Annotated in this window: 1 protein-coding gene; it reads right to left on the reverse strand. The window is 60.8% G+C overall.

Translation table 11 applies throughout. The features are described 5' to 3' along the window. Positions 1-215 precede the first annotated feature (215 nt). Positions 216-613, reverse strand: a 398-nt coding sequence (locus NW852_RS11305) for a mechanosensitive ion channel (RefSeq protein ID WP_414426751.1), incomplete at its 5' end; no start/stop codon positions are given.

Raw genomic sequence — 613 nt, forward strand, 5'->3', positions numbered from 1 at the left:
TGGTGCAGGAAGCAACGCCAGAAGAGGCCAAAGTTTCGGAGGCAGCTTAAACCCAGAAAACAAGACCCCGCCGAGCGTTTTGCCAGGCGGGGTACATTTGCAAGCAAAACAGGGTTAACCTTGAGGCGGCCATCGGATGGGTGGCATGGCCACTCCTTAAGAAGCGCTGCTCTCTTCGGGTAGGAAGAGCAATTCCTCTAGCAGATGCGGCCTTTTCACTCCCGCTTCAGCCACTGCCGGATCTGCTCGGCAGCCACATCGCGGCCTCCCAAGCCAAAAGCCAAGGCCACCGCGACGGCAATCGCGCCCAGCACCAGGCCAAAAGCCAGCACCACAATGTCGGTGGCTACACCCATCTGCTGTAAGGCCATGGCGCCGACGAAAACCAAAATGGCCACCCGCGCCGCCTGCGCCAGCACGCCCGCAGAGGGGTTGCCCAAGCTCTTGATCATGGAATGGGCCAAATTGGCCAGGTAAAGGCCGATCCCGAACACCAAGGCGCCGATGAGCACCCGCCCGGAAATCAGCAACAGCCCCTCTACGATGTCGGTTAAAGCGGCAAACTGCAACAGCTCCACCGCCGGCACCGCCCCGAACAAGACCACGCCCACCC

Source organism: Synechococcus sp. H60.1 (genome assembly GCF_047462335.1).
Lineage (GTDB): Bacteria > Cyanobacteriota > Cyanobacteriia > Thermostichales > Thermostichaceae > Thermostichus.